The following is a 3,237-nucleotide window of genomic DNA, read 5'->3' as shown; positions in this document are numbered from 1 at the left end:
CGCGACGGCCACCCACCACTTCGAGAAACCCCAGGCGGAGTTCATCGCCGACGCCATCGAGTTCGACTGCACGCTGGGCAGCAGCAGGCCGCAGGCCAACACCGTCACCGCGGCGAACAGCAGGCCGTACACCTTGAAGGCGCCTGCGGCCTTGGTGTGCGCCAGCGCCCTGCTGAGGTAATACGCGGGCCCGCCCCGGTACTCGCCGGTGAGCCGGTCGCGCGTCTTGTAGATCTGGCCCAGCGTGCACTCCACGAACGACGTCGACGCGCCGAGAAACGCCACCGCCCACATCCAGAACAGGGCACCGGGGCCGCCGAACGCGATCGCGGTCGCGACGCCGGCGATGTTGCCCGTGCCGACGCGTCCGGCCAGCGACATCGTCAACGCCTGGAACGAGGAGACACCCGACGGCGATTTCTCGCCCCTGATCATCAACCGGATCATCTCCGGTACCTGGCGCACCTGGACGAACCGGGAGCGGATGGAGAAGTACACACCCGCAGCCAGGCACAGGTACACCAGCGCGTTACTCCAGACGTAACCGTTGACTGCGTCGAGGAACTCGGACATCCGTCTCCTTAGTTCAGGTGCGCCCGGCCCGTGCTCGTCGGGGTCGGCACACGCACCGGTGGCATGTTGGCATGTCCGCGGTGTCGGTGTGTTTCATTGCGATGACAAATTCGAAACGCCGCCAGGTTGTACATCAGGCGGGCGTGAATCCGTACACCACACCGTCGCTGGTGGCAGTGACGACGCGGCGATCCTTCCCGACCGAGACGCCGACGGGCCAGCCCGTCGCCCTGGGAAGCGGATAGGTGTTCAGGGTGCGCCCGTCGGCGGGGTCGAAGACCATCAGCGCGAGTCCGGCGTCCTCTCCCTCACCGTCGCGGACCACGGTGTAGGCGACGTCGGGACCGGACCGACTCGAGGTGGACAGCGGCTGCGCGTCGTCGCGGGTCCACTGCACCTCGCCGCGGTCGCCCTCGTCCTTGATCCCGATCAGCTTCGCCCCGGGGCCGCCCCCGGCGACGACCAGCCCGTCGGGTGACACGGAAGGCGGGGTCTGCGCGAGGTAGTCGAGCGGCACCGACCACTTGGCCTTGCCATCGGCCGCGTCGAGCGCCCACAGATGGTCGTCGCGGCCGTTGATGTAGACGGTCGACCCGTCGGCCGAGAACACCGGGCTGGCAAGGGGACCGCCGCCGACGGCGTCGCTGGTCCACTCGCGGGTCAAAAGGGGCGACTGCCCGGGCCGGTACCGCAAACCGACGAGGATGGGCGCATCCGCGCCGGGCTCCCACAGCGACAGGACGATGAGGCCGGAGCCCGCGGCGAACGCGGGCGCGGCGGCCACCGGGCAGCGGGGGCGCGCCGGCTGACAGTCGCCGAGCCCGCGTTCGGAGTCCTTCGGATCGACGCCGGCGACCAAGTCCACCGGGCTGCCGTCGACCGTGCCGCGGTGGGCGTCGAACACCAGCACCTGACCGAGATGCGTCACGACCAGCAGGTGGCCCGGGCTCAGGATCCGCGGCGTGGTCGGCATCCCGATGACCGGTTGGCGCCAGCGGATCCACTGCGTCGGCGGGAACGACAGCATGGCCCCCGGTTGGCCGACGTAGAGATTGTCGAAGCCGTCGAATAGCGGGCCGGACGCACCGCCGCCCTGGACGAGGCGGGTGCACCACCGCTGCCGGGCCCTGTTGTCGGCCTCCCACACCATCAACGAGCAACCCTCGCGGGTCTGGGCGTTGGCGGCCAGGTAGCTGCCGGTGCCGAGCGCGACCTCGGCGGCGAGTTCACCCTTGACCGACCGGGTCCACTCCAGCCGGAGCGTGTCGGCGCCTGCCACCGTCTGATAGCTGCTGTTGGCGGCGTCGCGGTACTGGGCGGCCCAGCCGTCGGCGGCCTTGGCGTCGACCCAGGAATCGGTGTCCTGGCAGCCTGCCAAGGTGGCCGTGATCAGCGCTGCGGACGCCAGCACGGTCAATCGCCGGAACACTCGATCCTTCCCGTTCCTCGTCGTCGGTCCACGTGAGGGTAACCGTTCCGCACCCAATCCCTCGCGTAGGCTTTCCGGCCATGACGACCATGTGGGGCGCGCCATTGCACAAGCGCTGGCGAGGGTCGCGGCTGCGTGACCCGAGGCAGGCGAAGTTCCTGACCCTGGCCTCGCTGAAATGGGTGCTGGCCAACCGCGCCTACACCCCGTGGTACTTGGTGCGTTACTGGCGACTGCTGAAGTTCAAGCTGCGCAATCCGCACATCATCACGCGCGGCATGGTCTTCCTCGGCAAGGGCGTCGAGATCGAGGCGACGCCCGAGCTGTCGACGATGGAGATCGGTCGCTGGGTGCACATCGGCGACAAGAACACCATCCGCTGCCACGAAGGCTCACTGCGGTTCGGCGACAAGGTGGTGCTCGGCCGCGACAACGTCATCAACACCTACCTCGACATCGAGTTGGGTGATTCGGTGTTGATGGCCGACTGGTGCTACATCTGCGATTTCGACCATCGCATGGACGACATCAACATGCCGATCAAAGACCAGGGCATCATCAAGGGGCCGGTGCGGATCGGGCCCGACACCTGGGTCGGCGTCAAGGTCACCGTGTTGCGCAACACCACGATCGGGCGCGGTTGCGTGCTCGGATCGCACGCGGTGGTGCGGGGCGATATCCCCGACTACTCGATCGCGGTCGGCGCGCCGGCGAAGGTGGTTAAGAACCGCCAACTCGCCTGGGAGACATCGGCGGCGCAACGGGCGGAGCTCGCGGCGGCCCTTGCCGACATCGAACGCAAGAAGGCCTCACGCTAGCGCAGCCCGCCTCTCCCTAGCCACCCCCTAACCCCCTAACGGGGTGCTGCGTCGACCCTGCATGCGCGGGTCCCGGCAAGGGGGCGTCGACCCGTTTGCGGGGGCTCTTCCGATCCATAACGTTCGCATCAGTTCGCCGGACGGCCCGGCGACCAACTCTCAGCGGCACGAAAGGACCACGGAGATGACGAACGTAATCGACTGGATTCTGAACCTGTTTCGCGACGAGGTCTCGGCCCAGGCCTTCGTCGACGACCCCGAGCGGGCCATGTGCAGCGCCGGCGTGCACAACGCCTCGGCGGCCCAACTGCAACACGCTGCCGCGGCGGTCGCGCCGGCGGCGGTGGTGCACGGTGGTGGGAATCCGGTGGTGGGTTTGCAGCAGGCGGTGGCTCAGACGCATGGGATTGCGTTCAC

4 protein-coding genes are annotated in these 3,237 nt (G+C 68.3%); 2 read left to right on the top strand and 2 right to left on the bottom strand.

What is annotated here, in order from left to right:
- Together A5698_RS13410 and A5698_RS13405 are read right to left on the bottom strand one after the other, a co-directional pair.
- Window positions 1-573, bottom strand: a 573-nt coding sequence (locus A5698_RS13410; RefSeq protein WP_197506761.1) for an alanine:cation symporter family protein, incomplete at its 3' end; no start/stop codon positions are given.
- Between the two features lie 133 nt (window positions 574-706).
- Window positions 707-2,002, bottom strand: a complete 1,296-nt coding sequence (locus A5698_RS13405; protein WP_068297433.1) for an outer membrane protein assembly factor BamB family protein — start codon at window positions 2,000-2,002, stop codon at window positions 707-709.
- Between the two features lie 80 nt (window positions 2,003-2,082).
- Between A5698_RS13405 and A5698_RS13400 the strand changes: the two genes are divergently transcribed.
- Both A5698_RS13400 and A5698_RS13395 read left to right on the top strand, forming a co-directional pair.
- The gene (locus tag A5698_RS13400) at window positions 2,083-2,820 is read left to right on the top strand and encodes an acyltransferase (protein WP_067092297.1); all 738 of its coding nucleotides are present in this window, start codon (window positions 2,083-2,085) and stop codon (window positions 2,818-2,820) included.
- 184 nt (window positions 2,821-3,004) lie between these two features.
- Window positions 3,005-3,237, top strand: a 233-nt coding sequence (locus tag A5698_RS13395; protein WP_197506760.1) for an IniB N-terminal domain-containing protein, incomplete at its 3' end; no start/stop codon positions are given.

The organism is Mycobacterium sp. E136 (assembly GCF_001666865.1).
Lineage (GTDB): Bacteria > Actinomycetota > Actinomycetes > Mycobacteriales > Mycobacteriaceae > Mycobacterium.
Note: the sequence above shows the minus strand (reverse complement) of the source record. Positions and strands in the feature narration are given on the sequence as shown.